15 protein-coding genes and 1 tRNA gene are annotated in these 13626 nt (G+C 54.2%); 8 read left to right on the top strand and 8 right to left on the bottom strand.

The features are described from left to right. Positions 1-152: 152 nt before the first annotated feature. Entirely contained in the window at positions 153-1193 is a 1041-nt protein-coding gene (locus B2952_RS04385) for an FISUMP domain-containing protein (protein WP_290735685.1), read from the bottom strand. A gap of 95 nt (positions 1194-1288) precedes the next feature. Here B2952_RS04385 and B2952_RS04380 point away from each other — a divergent pair, with 95 nt between their 5' ends. After that, complete coding sequence (locus B2952_RS04380) at positions 1289-2251, top strand: DHH family phosphoesterase (protein WP_290735682.1); 963 nt, start codon at positions 1289-1291, stop codon at positions 2249-2251. Between the two features lie 82 nt (positions 2252-2333). Here the strand turns inward: B2952_RS04380 and B2952_RS04375 are convergent, their stop codons facing one another. Continuing rightward, on the bottom strand, positions 2334-2972 hold the full coding sequence (locus B2952_RS04375; protein ID WP_290735679.1) for a LysE family translocator: 639 nt from the start codon (positions 2970-2972) through the stop codon (positions 2334-2336). Positions 2973-2975: 3 nt separating this feature from the next. After that, positions 2976-3359 (bottom strand): hypothetical protein, encoded by a 384-nt coding sequence (locus tag B2952_RS04370; RefSeq protein WP_097035191.1) that lies wholly within the window; start codon positions 3357-3359, stop codon positions 2976-2978. A gap of 168 nt (positions 3360-3527) precedes the next feature. On the opposite strand from B2952_RS04370, the gene mraY reads away from it, so the two are divergent. Further along, positions 3528-4676 (top strand): phospho-N-acetylmuramoyl-pentapeptide-transferase, encoded by a 1149-nt coding sequence (mraY, locus tag B2952_RS04365; protein WP_072810228.1) that lies wholly within the window; start codon positions 3528-3530, stop codon positions 4674-4676. Positions 4677-4701: 25 nt separating this feature from the next. On the opposite strand, the gene B2952_RS04360 is transcribed toward mraY, so the two are convergent. The 3 genes from B2952_RS04360 to B2952_RS04350 are packed head-to-tail and all read right to left on the bottom strand — an operon-like array spanning position 4702 to position 7556. Then, entirely contained in the window at positions 4702-5508 is an 807-nt protein-coding gene (locus B2952_RS04360; RefSeq protein ID WP_290735676.1) for a fibrobacter succinogenes major paralogous domain-containing protein, read from the bottom strand. Positions 5509-5518: 10 nt separating this feature from the next. Further along, positions 5519-6235, bottom strand: a complete 717-nt coding sequence (locus tag B2952_RS04355) for a fibrobacter succinogenes major paralogous domain-containing protein (RefSeq protein WP_290735674.1) — start codon at positions 6233-6235, stop codon at positions 5519-5521. A gap of 10 nt (positions 6236-6245) precedes the next feature. Continuing rightward, a complete protein-coding gene (locus B2952_RS04350) occupies positions 6246-7556 on the bottom strand; it encodes a hypothetical protein (RefSeq protein ID WP_290735671.1) in 1311 nt (436 codons plus the stop codon). Between the two features lie 127 nt (positions 7557-7683). On the opposite strand from B2952_RS04350, the gene B2952_RS04345 reads away from it, so the two are divergent. From B2952_RS04345 to B2952_RS04325, 5 genes are all read left to right on the top strand, one after another. Further along, on the top strand, positions 7684-9018 hold the full coding sequence (locus B2952_RS04345; RefSeq protein WP_290735669.1) for a UTP--glucose-1-phosphate uridylyltransferase: 1335 nt from the start codon (positions 7684-7686) through the stop codon (positions 9016-9018). 27 nt (positions 9019-9045) lie between these two features. Continuing rightward, positions 9046-9966, top strand: coding sequence for a lauroyl acyltransferase (locus B2952_RS04340; protein ID WP_290735666.1), 921 nt, complete (start codon positions 9046-9048; stop codon positions 9964-9966). 47 nt (positions 9967-10013) lie between these two features. Next, positions 10014-10502 (top strand): Smr/MutS family protein, encoded by a 489-nt coding sequence (locus B2952_RS04335; RefSeq protein ID WP_290735663.1) that lies wholly within the window; start codon positions 10014-10016, stop codon positions 10500-10502. Positions 10503-10583: 81 nt separating this feature from the next. Then, positions 10584-10657, top strand: a tRNA-Pro gene (locus tag B2952_RS04330). A gap of 195 nt (positions 10658-10852) precedes the next feature. Then, positions 10853-11176, top strand: coding sequence for a hypothetical protein (locus tag B2952_RS04325; RefSeq protein ID WP_290724450.1), 324 nt, complete (start codon positions 10853-10855; stop codon positions 11174-11176). A 60-nt stretch (positions 11177-11236) separates the two neighbouring features. On the opposite strand, the gene B2952_RS04320 is transcribed toward B2952_RS04325, so the two are convergent. Then, entirely contained in the window at positions 11237-11860 is a 624-nt protein-coding gene (locus B2952_RS04320; RefSeq protein ID WP_290735660.1) for a fibrobacter succinogenes major paralogous domain-containing protein, read from the bottom strand. Between the two features lie 285 nt (positions 11861-12145). Next, positions 12146-12682: a hypothetical protein gene (locus B2952_RS04315; protein ID WP_290735657.1), complete on the bottom strand. Its 537-nt coding sequence runs from the start codon at positions 12680-12682 to the stop codon at positions 12146-12148. A gap of 64 nt (positions 12683-12746) precedes the next feature. Here B2952_RS04315 and B2952_RS04310 point away from each other — a divergent pair, with 64 nt between their 5' ends. Next, positions 12747-13625: a TIGR01212 family radical SAM protein gene (locus B2952_RS04310; RefSeq protein WP_173382890.1), complete on the top strand. Its 879-nt coding sequence runs from the start codon at positions 12747-12749 to the stop codon at positions 13623-13625. The last annotated feature ends 1 nt before the right edge of the window (position 13626 follow it).

Below are 13626 nucleotides of genomic sequence, written 5' to 3'. Positions count from 1 at the left end.
GTTGCGGGTAGACTTTTTTGCCTTGGAAGCAGATTTTTTGGTGTTCTTGTTGTTGGACTTGACGTTCTTGGACATGATTTTGGCCCTTTTAGGTAAAAATTTGGACAGGAAAAGCATTCGCTTTTCCTAAAAAAGATGATTTTGATGTGTTTTTATTCTTCTAGTTTAGTACAGCGGACGGAGAAGCCCTTTTCCTTGAGTTCTCTATGATTCTGTTGCGGAGCAGTATCCTTTGTACTTATAAGACCGTGGTGAGCACGAACATTAGGTTCTTCTGCGTATTCCTCTGGGCGGAACCAAGCTGTTTTTTCTTCTAAGCCCGAAAATGTTCCGGTCGAGCCGCGCATTCCCGCGCCAACCAAAGAGAATCCGCTGCTATTCGTTCCGCTGAAACCATATGTAGAGCGCAGCCCCTTTACACCATCATCATTTCCTTCGGCAGTACGAACAACAATATAATCTTCATACGTGAACAGCCTCCAACCATCGGGGCAGATTCCTTGATGGTTTTCCTGAATAAGGTCGGTGCAACTCTCGGTATTGCAGCGGCTCGGCAGCTGCATCATCTCGGCCCACTGGTAGAGGCCACCAAATTCGTCGCATTTGGTAGTATCATTGTTGTAGCAGTAGCGTTCAATCTTGGAATCATTGTTCTGGTCGTTTTCGCCGAGCACCATCTCGCCGATATTCAAGTTTTCCGCCATCACGGTCACAGACACATTTCCTGTTCCTGTTAACGGATGTCCCGTTATTGTTATATAATAATAGCTACGGCCATTACGCGGATCCGTGAAAGTTTTGTACCTATCCTCACCTATACGCCAAGCACCAGCCAATGTTTGGGAGTGATCGAACGGCACGTATTCGCTGCTGCTCAACGGCACCGACGAGGAAGACTTCGCACTGCTGCTGGATTTTGCAGAGCTGCTGGAAGCAATGCTGCTACTTGACTTCGCCGAGCTGCTGCTAGACAGATCCTCGACCGGAGCCGAGGATGACGAGCGCGCGGAGCTGCTAGACAGATCCTCGACCGGAGTCGAGGATGACGAACGCACGCTGCTGCTGGATAGATTCCCGGACGAGCCGGGGATGACAGAAGAAGAGGAATCTTCATCCCCCGGCCGAACGAAACTGCTCTCGTCATCACAGGCGGCAAAAAATGCGAGAGCCAATCCCAGCAAAAAACGCTTCATACAGAAAATCCTCCTACGTTACGTTGTATATTTAGCAAATTTTCCTTCTAGCCTCCACCCGGTTTTTATTATATTCCCCGCAAAAAGGATTGAACATGACGATTGACGAATTCCTGGGCGAAGCGAAGACGGTGGCGATTTTCGGGCACGTGAGGCCCGACGGCGACTGCGTGGGCAGCACCACGGCCATATACAACTACATCCGCGACAATTTCCCGGGAATCCGTGCGGACCTGTTCCTCGAGAAGTTCCCCGAGAGCTACCGGATTCTGCGCGGGGCAAGCGATGCGCGCGAGGCCTACACCGCAGAATGCAACGGCGGGCAACCCTACGACCTCGCCTTCCTCATGGATACCCCGAGTTTCGAGCGCGTGGGGGCGAACGGCGCGGAATGCATCCGTGCCGCGAAAAAAACGATAAACATCGACCACCACATTTCTAACCCGCTGAATCTGTGCACCCTGAACCTCGTGGAACCCGAGGCGAGTTCCGCATGCGAGGTGCTGTACGTGAATCTCGACAAGGCGAAGGTCGGGCGCGAGACCGCGAACAGCCTGTACCTGGGCATTGTGCACGACACGGGCGCCTTCAAGTTCAGCAGCACGGGCAAGCGCACCATGCAGGTGGTCGGCGACCTCATCGAGAAGGGAATCGACTTCGCGAAAATCGTGAACGAGACGTACTACACGCGCACCTACAAGCAGACGCTCGTGACCGGGTTCGTGATGCAGAACTGCAAGCTCGGGCTCGGGGGTAAAGTGGTCTACGCCCACATCACCCCCGAAGACATGGAACGATTCGGCGTCACGCCCGTGGAACTCAGCAACGTCATCGACACCATCCGCGAAGTCGGCGGCACCGAAGTGGCGCTGTTCCTATACCCCGTAAACGGCAAGTACAAGATTAGCCTGCGCAGCAACTACATCGTGGACGTGAACGCGATTGCCCGCGAATTCGGCGGTGGCGGCCACACCCGTGCCGCCGGCGGAGACACCAGCGACGCGCCCGAAGTGGCGATTGAAAAGATCCTCGAATTGGTGCAGAAGCAACTCACCTAAATGGAGATCCCCGCCTTCTCCCCAAAGAGGATAACTCTACTATGGCAACAAGTTGCCAAGTATCGTATAGCGGGGATGACCGTTAGAGCGCGAACAGCGCAATGGCGAGGGCGATAAACACGCAGCCGCTGAACCAGTTCAAATTGCGGTTCGCCTTCGGGCTGTTGAGCATGAATTTCTTCACGGCGCCCGCAAGTAGCGCGATGGAGCCGAACACGATGAAGGTCGCCGTCACAAATTCCGCCCCGAGAACAACCATCTGGAGCGACGGGCTCATGTCACGGCTCATGTCGACCGCCGGCGGAATAAACGAAAGCGCAAAAAGAACCGCCTTCGGGTTCGTGATGTTCATGATGATGCCGCGAAGGTAGAGCCTGCGGAACGAAAGGCCCGCGCCTTCCTTGCCCGCGCGCATCTCGCCAGCATCACCCGCGTCCAATTTCACCACTCCAGCGCGGACCTGGAAACTCTTGTACGCGAGGTAAAGCAGGTATGCCGCCCCGCAGCACTGCAGCACAAAGAAAGCAATCGGGCTAGCCGCAATCAGCGCGGACACCCCAACAATCAGGAGCACCGTCTGCACGCAGATGCCCGTGCACAGCCCGCAAATCACGCTGAATCCAGCACGCGCTCCGTGAGTCGCGCTCTGGGCGAGCACAAACAGGTTGTCGGGGCCGGGGGCAAGCGCCACCACGAGGGCTGCTATGAAAAAGTTTAACATGAATTACAATTTTTCCAGGAAGCTGTCCACGTCCATCTCGTCGAGGCCCTTCTGCAGTTCCGCTAGCGCCTCGTCGGATATCGCGACAGCGGGTTCGGACTCGCGCTCCTCGGCACGGGCGTTCGACTCATCCACGAGCTTCTTGAGAGACGCAGCGACCTCGCTTACCTCGCCCTCGCGCTTCATGACGGCGCTCAGCACGCGGTTCAGGCGTTCGCGGAGGCGCGCAAACTCCTCCCGGTCCAGTTCCGAAGTCACTCCGGCCATGTGCATCAGCGGGGTCTTGCACTTGGCACAGGCAAAGACCATCATGGACGAGGGCTCCCCGTCCAGCATGACGTTGAAGGTGGCTCCGCAATGGGGGCAATCGATACGCAATTCACTCATGCCCCATAATGTAGAAATTTCGGGCAGTCCAAAGCCAACGCAGGCACAATATTTTATCTTTGCAAAGAAAAAACACAAGTTTAAACACCAGATCCTTCGACTACGGGCTGCGCCCTCCGCTCAGGATGACACAACCCCCTCGCCGGGAAAATCTAAGATTTTATAACTATGCTCTGTCATTGGCTTTATCACGTTACCAGCATGGACATTTTCGATGGCCGTCTCTTCCGCGCAGGCTCGGCCGCCATGCTCTCCATCATCCTCGTGCTGTTCTTCATGCCCAAGTACATCCGCCTGTTGCAGGGGCTCGACGCCACCAGCGACTTCGACAAGGACGGTAAGACCAAGTCCCCACCCATCATGGGCGGGCTGCTCCTGGTGGTGGTGGTCGAGGTGGTTTCACTCCTCGTCTGCAAGATGAACGGCTACACCATTTCGACGCTCGTGATTCTCGCGGCCTTCTCCGCCGTGGGCGCCATCGACGACATCGCGAAGGTCCGCGCCAAACGCCTCATCAAGCTCGGCAAACTCAAGGCCGCCGACTACATGGACAAGGCCGACGGCATCTCCAGCAGCCTGCGCCTGTTCCTCTACTTCCTGTTCAGCCTTATCGTCGCGATTTTCTGCTACAAGTTCATCCCCGAGCTCAAGGGCGACCTGACCATCCCCTTCTGCCCCATCGACGTATTCCAGCTGCACCTCCCCAACTGGATTTTTGTCGCCTTCATGACGTTCGTCATCGCGGCCAGCGCGAACGGGACGAACTTTACCGACGGTCTCGACAGCCTCGTTTCCGTGCCCATCCTTACCAGCATGATTTTCGTAGGGCTTGTCGCCTACGTGAGCGGCAACTTCATCTTCAGTACCTACCTGCACGTGCCGTACCTGCCCGGCTGCGATGAGCTATTCCCCATCGCCATGGCCATCGCGGGCGCACTGCTCGCCTACCTGTGGTTCAACAGCCCTCCCGCCGAAATCTACATGGGTGACGCGGGTTCCGTGGGCTTCGGCGCCACCATCGGCATCATGTTTATTTTGGTGCAGGCGGGGCTGTTCCTCCCCATCGTATGCATCATCATCATCGCCGAGGCCTGCTCGGTGCTGCTTCAGATTCTCTGGTTCAAGTTCACCAAAAAAACAACCGGCACGGGCAAGCGCATTTTCCTTTGTGCGCCGCTCCACCACCACTACCAGAAAAAGTGGGAAGGCCGTTTCCCGAGCAAGCCCCTGATGAACTCGAAGATTGTGTGGCGTATGCACCTGATAAGCATCTTCGCGCTTATCGTGAGCATGGTGATATTCTTCGGCTTAAGGTAATGCGTACTGCCTCACGGCAGACATTCTAGTTCTGGACGCAGCGGACGCTGTAGCCGTAGTTTTTTCCAGAAAACTGTATGGTCACCCATGTGGCCGAATCATAGAAGTGAGCGACATACTGATCATAATACAGCCCGCTACTGACATACTCCGATGATGTTACAAATTCGGCGTCCTCACCCATATCGTCGGATCCCAAAGTTTCATATCTCATGCCCGCAGGCAAAGCATTAAATCCATACGAATCCAGTCCGTTGCCACCATTAAGCCAGTCGGTGCTTGATTTCAGCTTGGTTCCTGCATTATCTTCACCACCGACCGCATTAAGCAGCACTTCCCATTCTTCCTTGCTTGGCAAATGCCAACCTTCGGGGCAAATTCCGCGCACAGGATATGATATCGAGCACGAAACCTGATAACCGCATCCCTTGCCATTCGTGCTAAACGCGCCGATACTATCCATGGCCGTAGCCCACGTGTAGAGCCTTCCGTACTTGGCGCAGTTGCTCGGCAGGTCATCATAGCAATAGCTCCAGAAATAATCCGATGCGAAGTTCAGGTTCTGCGCCATCCAAGTCTGCGAACCAATTGTCACTGTCTTGTAAATCTGGCCGTCTCGCTCGTCAAGCATGGAACCCGTCACTACGGAAGTGGTATATGAAGCCGAAGAACTGGACGGCGGGACTTCGTTGCCACCCCATTCCGGATAGTCCCCGCCCTGCAGGGAGGCCCACGTTTCGAAGTCGGATTCCATCTGGGCGACGTAATCCGTGCATGCGGAAAGAGCGATAATGGCAGATGCTAGCGAAAAATAGACAACCACGTTTTTCATGCTTTTCACTCTAGTTTAGGAGACAGCGGACTGAATTGGCTTTATTTCTATAAGAGGAAATATCCCAAAGGCCCGCACTCGAGAACTGGATAAAATAAACATAGTTTACATCGCCATAAGTCGTCTGTGAAGTCGTCCACAACAACGATTCTTCTCCCATATCCGACGAAAAGTAAAAATGACTTCCCGCCGGGAGAACGGTAAATCCGTAATCATCCGTGCCATTGGCGCCACCGCTCCAACCACTCGTAGACTTGAGTTTTTTCTTTGCAGCATCACTGCCACCCACAGTTTCAAACAGCGTTTGGTATTCCTCCAAGCTCGGCAAATGCCACCCACTCGGACAGGCCTCAATAGCAGCATACCATGTATAGAGCCTGCCATAAGTATTGCAATTGGCAACTACATTGTCATAGCAATAAGAGCTGTCAGGATGGGCATAATTCAAATTCTGCGCCATCCAAGTCTGCGAACCAATCGTGACAGTCTTGTAAATCTGTCCATCACGATCATCAAGCATGGAGCCGGTCGCCACATAAACAGAAGCCGAGGAACTCGGTTTCGTGGTCGACAGCGGAATTTCATCACCTTGCAAAGACGCCCAGGCTTCGAAATCGCCTTCCATCTGTGCCACGTAGTCGGTACAGGCAGAAAGAGCTGCGAGGGCCAATGCCGCCCCTACCGCAATTCCGCCGGATGGCAAAAATTTCCGAATAAAATCTTTCATCTTTCCACCCCTAGAACAAGAAACTTACGCCGACACCGATGGCACCGACAACCGCAAGGCCGACGCCAATGCTGCGGAGTTTCTGTCCGGCCACGGCATCGTCATGATACTGCTGGTACTCTGCAACCGTCGAGTAAGATTTCTCAGACGCATCCTTCGCCTGGTTATTCCCGATGACGGCGAGCACCGCACCCGCTACCGTAGCAGCGGCTCCGATTCCAAGAACAACCCAGCCGGCAGCGCCGCCCTTCTTGCTTTCAACATTTGCAGGAATGCTTTCCCCCACATTCGCATTGTCGTTGGCAGCGGGTTCGGCCACCGGAGCGGAACTAGCCTGCTGCGAACGCAGCGCGGGTTTTGCGACCACGTCGGGCGAGTGCTTCAACTTGTGCGTCACCTTCGCCGTCTCATGCCACTTCGGATGCACAAACACCTTTTCGCTCCATCCCTCGCCCCTGACGGTCACTTCGGAACAAAGCGGAATCTTTCCCGCAAAGGGAGTCTCACCCACCTGGACGCCGTCAAAGAAAACGGGCACCACCTGGGACACGCCGTTGAGTTCGGCCGTAAGTTCGAGTTTCGCCTTGCCGCGCTTCATTTCTCTGTTGAACAGCTGAGTCTTGCCTTCTTCGATTGACACATTGAATTCGGCCGGGTCATAGCAGGGGTGTTCCACTCGCACCGTATGGTCACCGGGGTCGAGCTGGACTTTGGATCCTTCTACAGCCTTCCCGTCGACCGTGACACTCAGTCTGCCCTTCTTCGCGACATCCCCTCCGAGCACGGGGGTCACTTCCAGGAATCCGGGAACCACGGCACCGAGGCCGGAGAATCCCGTCGTGTTGCCCTTCACGCTCTTGAAGAAATCCGGAGCCTGCTGCCTGATGAGCGTGAGGAGTTCCTTCAAGTTGGTGCCCTGTCCGTTGAAACTTGCAATAAGCTTGTTGCCCGCCGTTTCATAGAGTTCCGCCGAGAGCGTCAGTTCACCCGCAAAGTTCCCGATTCGCGCCTGGCACACGTAATCCGCCGCAATATTCTTGCCGGTTTCCACGAGGCAGCTTCCTTCGCAGTCCTCGATAGCCTTGCCCGGCGGAAGCATCTGCTGGATGTTCTCTCGCGTCATGATGGTGTAATCCTGGGCCGCAGGAAGTTGTTTCACAGCCTCCTCGCGCAGGACGTTCGTCAGGTACTGACGGTCCGATGCAGACACCATTTCCTTAGTGACCGGATCAGCCGTAGTTTCAAGGACAGCCACGTGTGCAGCAAGGACAGATGTTGCAAGGCAACACAAGACAGAGAAAAAGCATACAAAAGTCTTCATATTACAAATATATTTCTTTTATCATAATCATTTAAAGCAACTACTGAATTTCTCGCAAAAAAGGGTATCCAACAACAATTATACCCTTTACGCAGACATCAGAGGCGATATTTCTATATTAAGACGCATGGATATTATCGAGACTCTGAACGCGGCCGGCCAGCAGGAACTGGCGGCGCACCTTGAAACACTCTCCGGGGATGCACGCAAGCTCCTCGAACGCGACATTCTAAGCCAGGACTGGGAAGAACTGAAGGCGCTCTACGCCGAAAAGTCAAACGCGAGCAAGGCGGACAACGTTTCTGCCGACCTGAAGCCCATGCCGTTCCGGATTGCGGAAGACAACCTGAAATACGACTACTGGAAAGAAATCGGAGAGATGCTGCTCGGGAAGGGCAAGGTGGCGGCGTTCCTCGTCGCGGGCGGCCAGGGTTCGCGCCTCGGGTTCGACGGCCCGAAGGGAATGTTCGATATCGGGCTCCCGAGCCACAAGAGTTTGTTCCAACTGCAGGCGGAACGCTTGCAGAACCTCGCGGCTCGCGTAGGCCACCCGATTCCGTGGTGCATCATGACGAGCCCGCTGAACCACGAGGCGACCGTCAACTTCTTTACCGAACACAACTTCTTCGGGATGGACCGCGACAACATCCGCTTTTTTGAGCAGGGAACCATCTGCGCGCTTACGCCCGATGGCAAGGCCGTGCTCGACGGCGACAGGCTCGCTCTCGTACCCGATGGCAACGGCGGGTGCTTCCGCGCGCTCGCCCAGAGCGGTTCGCTCGCATGGCTCGTCGAGAAGGGTATAGAATACGTGTTCCTCTACAGCGTCGACAACGCGCTCTGCCGCATCTGCGACCCCGCATTCATCGGGGCTCTCGCCGACAACGGGATGATGGCCAGCGCATCGAAGGTCGTTCACAAGGCGAACGCGCAGGAACGCGTGGGCATTTTCGCCTTCCAGAACAACAAGCCCGGCGTGGTCGAATACAGCGACTTGCCCGAAGAATACCGCGACATGACAAACCCGGATGGAAGCCTGGTATTTGACGGCGGGAACCTCGCCATTCATTTGTTCAAAGTCTCGGCACTGCGCAAGTTGCAGACCGGCAAACTCCCGTGGCACACGGCCCGCAAGACGGTTTGTGGCATCGAGAACTGCTTCAAGTTCGAACAGTTTTTATTCGATGCTTTCCCGCAGCTCGGCACCATGCTCCCCTTCGGCGTCATCCGCGAGGAGGAATTTAGCCCGGTCAAGAACGCGGAAGGCACGGACAGCCCGAAGACGGCCCGCACGATGATCGGCAAGCTCCACCGCGAATGGCTCGTAAAGGCGCATGTCGAGGTGAAGCCCGGCAAGCTCTACGAGGTCTCGCCCACAATCAGCTATGCAGGCGAAGGCCTTTCGCGACGCGTGTTCGAGCGCGAACTCGGAAGGAATATCCTGGAGTTCGAGGAAGCGTAATTCCTGATCGGCAGGCGCCGCGCCCCCATGTACAAGTTCAAGGTAATTACATACAAATTACTGCTCAACATCCTGCTGCGGCTGCCGGACTTTTTCTACTCGTTCCTTTTCGCCATCGCATTCCCCGTCTACAAGGCGCTCCACACCGAACGCGCCTACGGGCGTGTCGTAAGGCATCTGGACGCGGCAAGGGGATATCTGAAGCAGAAGGTGACTGCTCGCGACATGTTCCGCGGCATCTTCTGGAACGCGCTGGATTCTTACCGCGGCCTCGCCCGCTTCAAGAGCGTGGAACGCCGCATCGTGTTCGAGAACGAGGGCATCATCAAAGGCGCCGTTGCCGAATGCGCAAAAAAAGGCGCCCCCATCGCAGGCATCAGCATCCACCAGGGGTCATTCGAACTCATGCACCGCGTGCTCTGCCGCTACAGCGAGCACGTGCACCTCATCACCGATTCCGTCGGAGACATTGCCTTCCGCGACGTGCTAGCGGAACTCCGCAGCGACCCGCACCTCACAGAATACCACCCCGAAGAAACTGGCAGGCTCATCCGCGAGCTCTTCCGCACCAAGGGGATTCTCGCGATGGTCTATGACCAAGGGAAAAACACGAAGGGAAACACCGTCGAACTGTTCGGCCGGCAAACCACACTCTATCTGCGGCTCATCGAGAAAATCAACCAGATGGGAGCGGGCATCGTCACCTTCCGCACCTGGACAGAAATGCGCGGATCGCCCTCCCGCGACAGCAAGTACCCCGAAGGGAGCATCGTCATCCGGTTCGAGACGTTCTACCCGCCGAAATACGACGAGACCGTTGCCGGCAAGGCCACAAGCCAGGCCGGAGAAAGTTCCCTCGTGAAGGACATTGCCCGCGAGACGGAGCGCTGGATAGCGGAGCACCCCGACCAGTGGAGCTGGAACTACCACCAGAACTTCGTCGTCTAGAGCGCAAACCACGGAGCCGCTTTCTATATTTGGGTCGAGGAATTGAGATGCCCCTGAATGCTGAAGAAGAATTCCAGATGCAGTGGATAATGAACCACCGCATGGAAGACAAGGACGAGCAGATGCGCGTCGATGCGGAGAATGCCGCCGCGAGGCCCGTGCGCATGGCGCGCGGGCGCAAGATGCGCCGCAACCCCGCCGCCTGGGACCTCCCCATGCCCGAAGACGAGATTGACCTGCACGGCATGACCGCCGACGAAGCAGCGGAAGCCGTCGAGCGGCGCATCGATGACCTCACCATCGCCGGCCTCAAGGTCCTCCGGGTCATCCACGGCGGCGGAAACCCGAGCTACGGGAACGTCAAGCGCATCATTGACCGCAAGGTCCGGTCCGAATGGAACAACCGCATCCGCCTGTACAAGGTCGAACCCGACAACGCAGGTTCGAGCATCATGGTCCTCGGGAAACCCGCCCAAAGCGACGTCCCCGCACGCCCCGACCCCAAAAAGGCCAAGAAAAACGCCCGAAAGAAGTAAATTTTGGGTATTTTTACAAATTTTTCGCCCCCGACCCCTTTGAAAACTCGCACTTTTTATCTATAATTGTGCCCACAAAACCGGAATATAGCTCAGCCTGGTAGAGCGCTTGCTTCGGGAGCAAGAGGTCGTGAGTTCGAATCTCGCTATTCCGATAAAAAGAAAAACCACCCTCCTGGGTGGTTTTCTTTTTATATCCGGAATAGCGAGAGATTCCGGACGAGCGACGTAGTCGTGAGTTCGACTACCGCGGAGCGGAACGAAGTGAACGTTTTGGCAATCTCGCTATTAAGCCACTCCTTTCAAAAAGATTTGTATATTTATATAAACGTTTTTTAGAGGTGTTTTTTATGAACAAAAACGTCATCGCATTATGCATTACAGCATTAATGCTTGTTGGATGCACAAAGGTGATCCATCATCCAATTGTGGTGCAAGAAGGAATTTTCACACCTTCTGATTATGCATCGTACCAAGAAATATCGTATTCGAGCAAGCCAGAAAACGAAAATTGTGGCATTATGGAATTTATTGATTATAGAGGCGGAGCCTTTGATGAAGTTATCGGAATCCGCGCGGAAGAAACAACAACATCGCTAATTTTAGGTCCATTAGTCTTGAAAACAGAAACTGTTTGCAAGTACCGCGGATACGGAGTTGTTTTCAAAAAATAAAAACTTTACACAAAACAGTTCCCGTCCTGGGAGCTGCATGGTTTTTCCGAGCCAATTTGCCTAGTCCTTCACACAGCGCACCGAGAACCCGTGGGTCTTATAGAAGCTGTTCAGGAACGCATCGTCTTTGCTGAAGTCCAAGCCCATGTAGTACGCGCTGCCGCTAACGCTCTCTGTAGAACTCCAGAAGTACGCACGGTTGCCCTCGTTGTTGAAATCCCCATTGCCATTCCTGTAGCCAGCAGGGAGCGCCGAGAACCCGAAAGCATCATTACCATTGCCATCTTTTCCTTCATATTCATTCCATCCGTTGGTGGACTTCAGCATTTTCCCCGCATTTTCCCATTTCCAAGCATCTTCCTGAGCCCCGCCCACGAACTTAAACAAAATTTCGAACTCCTCTTTGCTGGGCAAGTGCCAGCCTACGGGGCAGGCAACTTTTGCCGCGTCCCAGTTATAGAGCCAACCGTATTTCTGACAGCTCGATTCCTTATCCTCGTAGCACAAGCTACCCTCGGTTTTCACCTTCAGATTCTCTGCCATCCAAATCTGTTTACCAATCCTTACAGTCTGGTACGACTCGCCGTCGCGAGCGTCTGTCATAGTTCCCTTTTTCGGGGCTGCGAAGGCTCCCACCGCACAGAACACAACAACGAGAGCCAGGGTCAAAGCCAGTCGTTTCATAAAAGATCCTCAAATATCAATACTCATAATATACATCCGTATTCGCCCAATGGGATTTTTTCACAAAAAAAAGGCTCGCTGCCAGGCGTAACCCTGAGGGCAAAATGCTAACGAAGTGTACGTTTTGGCAAAAGCGTGCAAGGCGAGTGTCGCGACGGCAAGCTTGCTTGCCGACATGACCGAGCCGAAGCCGCGGACGCCGTAGGCGTCCATCTCGCTATTCCGATGCGAGATGCAATCTCACCATACTGATAGCGCCCTCCCCCAAAATAAATCCAACTTACCCTACCAGCATTGACATGCCTTAACTAAAAAGAAAACCCCGACAATACAAAAGAATCCCACTATAGACCAGAACTTTTTCGGATGTTCTTTTTTTGTCAGGATTACCGCCCATCCTATTAGGTATATCTTAATCTTTCCATCGATTAAATTGCATAATCCTACAATTAAGCACCCAAGACCGCTGAGAAAAAGAGATATTGGATTCGAACTGATTTCTGCAAGATGGGGATTTCGCGTGCACACACCTCCTATTAAAATTAGGACAACTCCAAAAATTTCAAGCCCGACTGCCAAAGGATTTGTCTTCTCGATATATTCCTGTTCCACTTTTTTATTAAACTCTTCACGAGACAAAATAGAATCTTTGTCGCCAGTAAGTTCAATAATGCGCTTTTCAACAATCTGGACTCTTTCAGGAGAATCGTCTGCTTTTAAAGGATGATCACGAATTGTGTCATGTATTTCATAAAGTCCATCGACAGGGAGCTTCCGAATTTTATTTTCGTAATCTTTGAGGTATTCTTCTGAAAACGGCATGAATAGAATATAAAAAAAAGGGAGTCAAAACAAGTGAACGCCCCGCTTTTATTACTTTTACGACATGCACTACACTCCCTACCGCGATTTACTGCTCAAGATTTTCCCGAACTACCTCAAGGTGCGCAAGCTCCCGCTCAACGGCGGCATGAGTTGCCCCAACCTCGACGGCACCAAGGGATTCTCGGGCTGCAGCTACTGCAACAACCGCAGCTTCAGCCCGGTGTTCGACCAGGCGAAGGTTTCCATCCAGGAACAGCTCGACAAGTTCGTACCGAGGCTCCGCGAAAAATACCCGAACGCGGGCATCCTCGCCTACCTGCAGCCATATACAAACACGCATGCGCCGCTCGAACACCTGAAGGGGATTATCGACCCGATTATCAAGCACAAGGAGATTGCGGGGCTTGCGATAGGGACGCGCCCGGACTGCCTCGAAGACGAGAAAATCGAGTACCTCGCGGAACTGAACCGCAAGAAGCCGATTATCGTGGAAATCGGCCTGCAGACGGCAAACGACCTCACGCTTGCGGCCATCAACCGCAGGCATACACTCGCCGATTTCGAAGACGCGGTAAAGCGCTGCCAGGCGGCGGGTCTCACCGTCACCACGCACGTCATCGTTGGACTCCCCGGCGAGACCCTGATAGACTTCAAGCGTACCGCCGAAGTCGTGCGCGACCTGAAACTCGCCGCCGTGAAAATCCACCCGCTGCACATCGTCGCGGGCACTGTGATGGCACAAGATTTTTCCGCAGGCGAAATCAAGCTGCTGGAATTCGAGGAATACTGCGCAGCCGTCGCCGAGATGATAAAGATTATCGGGCCGGATACCGCCATCGAGCGGTTCAGCGGCGAAAGCCCGAGCGACATGCTTATCGCCCCCGACTGGTGCGGGGAACGCGACCGCATTATTGCGGAAGTGGAAAAACTGTTAAGCTAGC

It is taken from the genome of Fibrobacter sp. UBA7003, from assembly GCA_002449765.1.
In the GTDB taxonomy this organism is placed as follows: Bacteria; Fibrobacterota; Fibrobacteria; order Fibrobacterales; family Fibrobacteraceae; genus Fibrobacter.
This window is presented reverse-complemented; position numbering and strand designations above follow the sequence as displayed.

Coding starts and splice junctions, on each gene's coding strand:
- B2952_RS04345 (WP_290735669.1), top strand. CDS start 7,684: ATGGATATTATCGAGACTCTGAACGCGGCCGGCCAGCAGGAACTGGCG.
- B2952_RS04380 (WP_290735682.1), top strand. CDS start 1,289: ATGACGATTGACGAATTCCTGGGCGAAGCGAAGACGGTGGCGATTTTC.
- B2952_RS04310 (WP_173382890.1), top strand. CDS start 12,747: ATGCACTACACTCCCTACCGCGATTTACTGCTCAAGATTTTCCCGAAC.
- B2952_RS04360 (WP_290735676.1), bottom strand. CDS start 5,508: ATGAAAAACGTGGTTGTCTATTTTTCGCTAGCATCTGCCATTATCGCT.
- B2952_RS04315 (WP_290735657.1), bottom strand. CDS start 12,682: ATGCCGTTTTCAGAAGAATACCTCAAAGATTACGAAAATAAAATTCGG.
- B2952_RS04340 (WP_290735666.1), top strand. CDS start 9,046: ATGTACAAGTTCAAGGTAATTACATACAAATTACTGCTCAACATCCTG.
- B2952_RS04385 (WP_290735685.1), bottom strand. CDS start 1,193: ATGAAGCGTTTTTTGCTGGGATTGGCTCTCGCATTTTTTGCCGCCTGT.
- B2952_RS04335 (WP_290735663.1), top strand. CDS start 10,014: ATGCCCCTGAATGCTGAAGAAGAATTCCAGATGCAGTGGATAATGAAC.
- mraY (WP_072810228.1), top strand. CDS start 3,528: ATGCTCTGTCATTGGCTTTATCACGTTACCAGCATGGACATTTTCGAT.
- B2952_RS04370 (WP_097035191.1), bottom strand. CDS start 3,359: ATGAGTGAATTGCGTATCGATTGCCCCCATTGCGGAGCCACCTTCAAC.
- B2952_RS04325 (WP_290724450.1), top strand. CDS start 10,853: ATGAACAAAAACGTCATCGCATTATGCATTACAGCATTAATGCTTGTT.
- B2952_RS04355 (WP_290735674.1), bottom strand. CDS start 6,235: ATGAAAGATTTTATTCGGAAATTTTTGCCATCCGGCGGAATTGCGGTA.
- B2952_RS04350 (WP_290735671.1), bottom strand. CDS start 7,556: ATGAAGACTTTTGTATGCTTTTTCTCTGTCTTGTGTTGCCTTGCAACA.
- B2952_RS04320 (WP_290735660.1), bottom strand. CDS start 11,860: ATGAAACGACTGGCTTTGACCCTGGCTCTCGTTGTTGTGTTCTGTGCG.
- B2952_RS04375 (WP_290735679.1), bottom strand. CDS start 2,972: ATGTTAAACTTTTTCATAGCAGCCCTCGTGGTGGCGCTTGCCCCCGGC.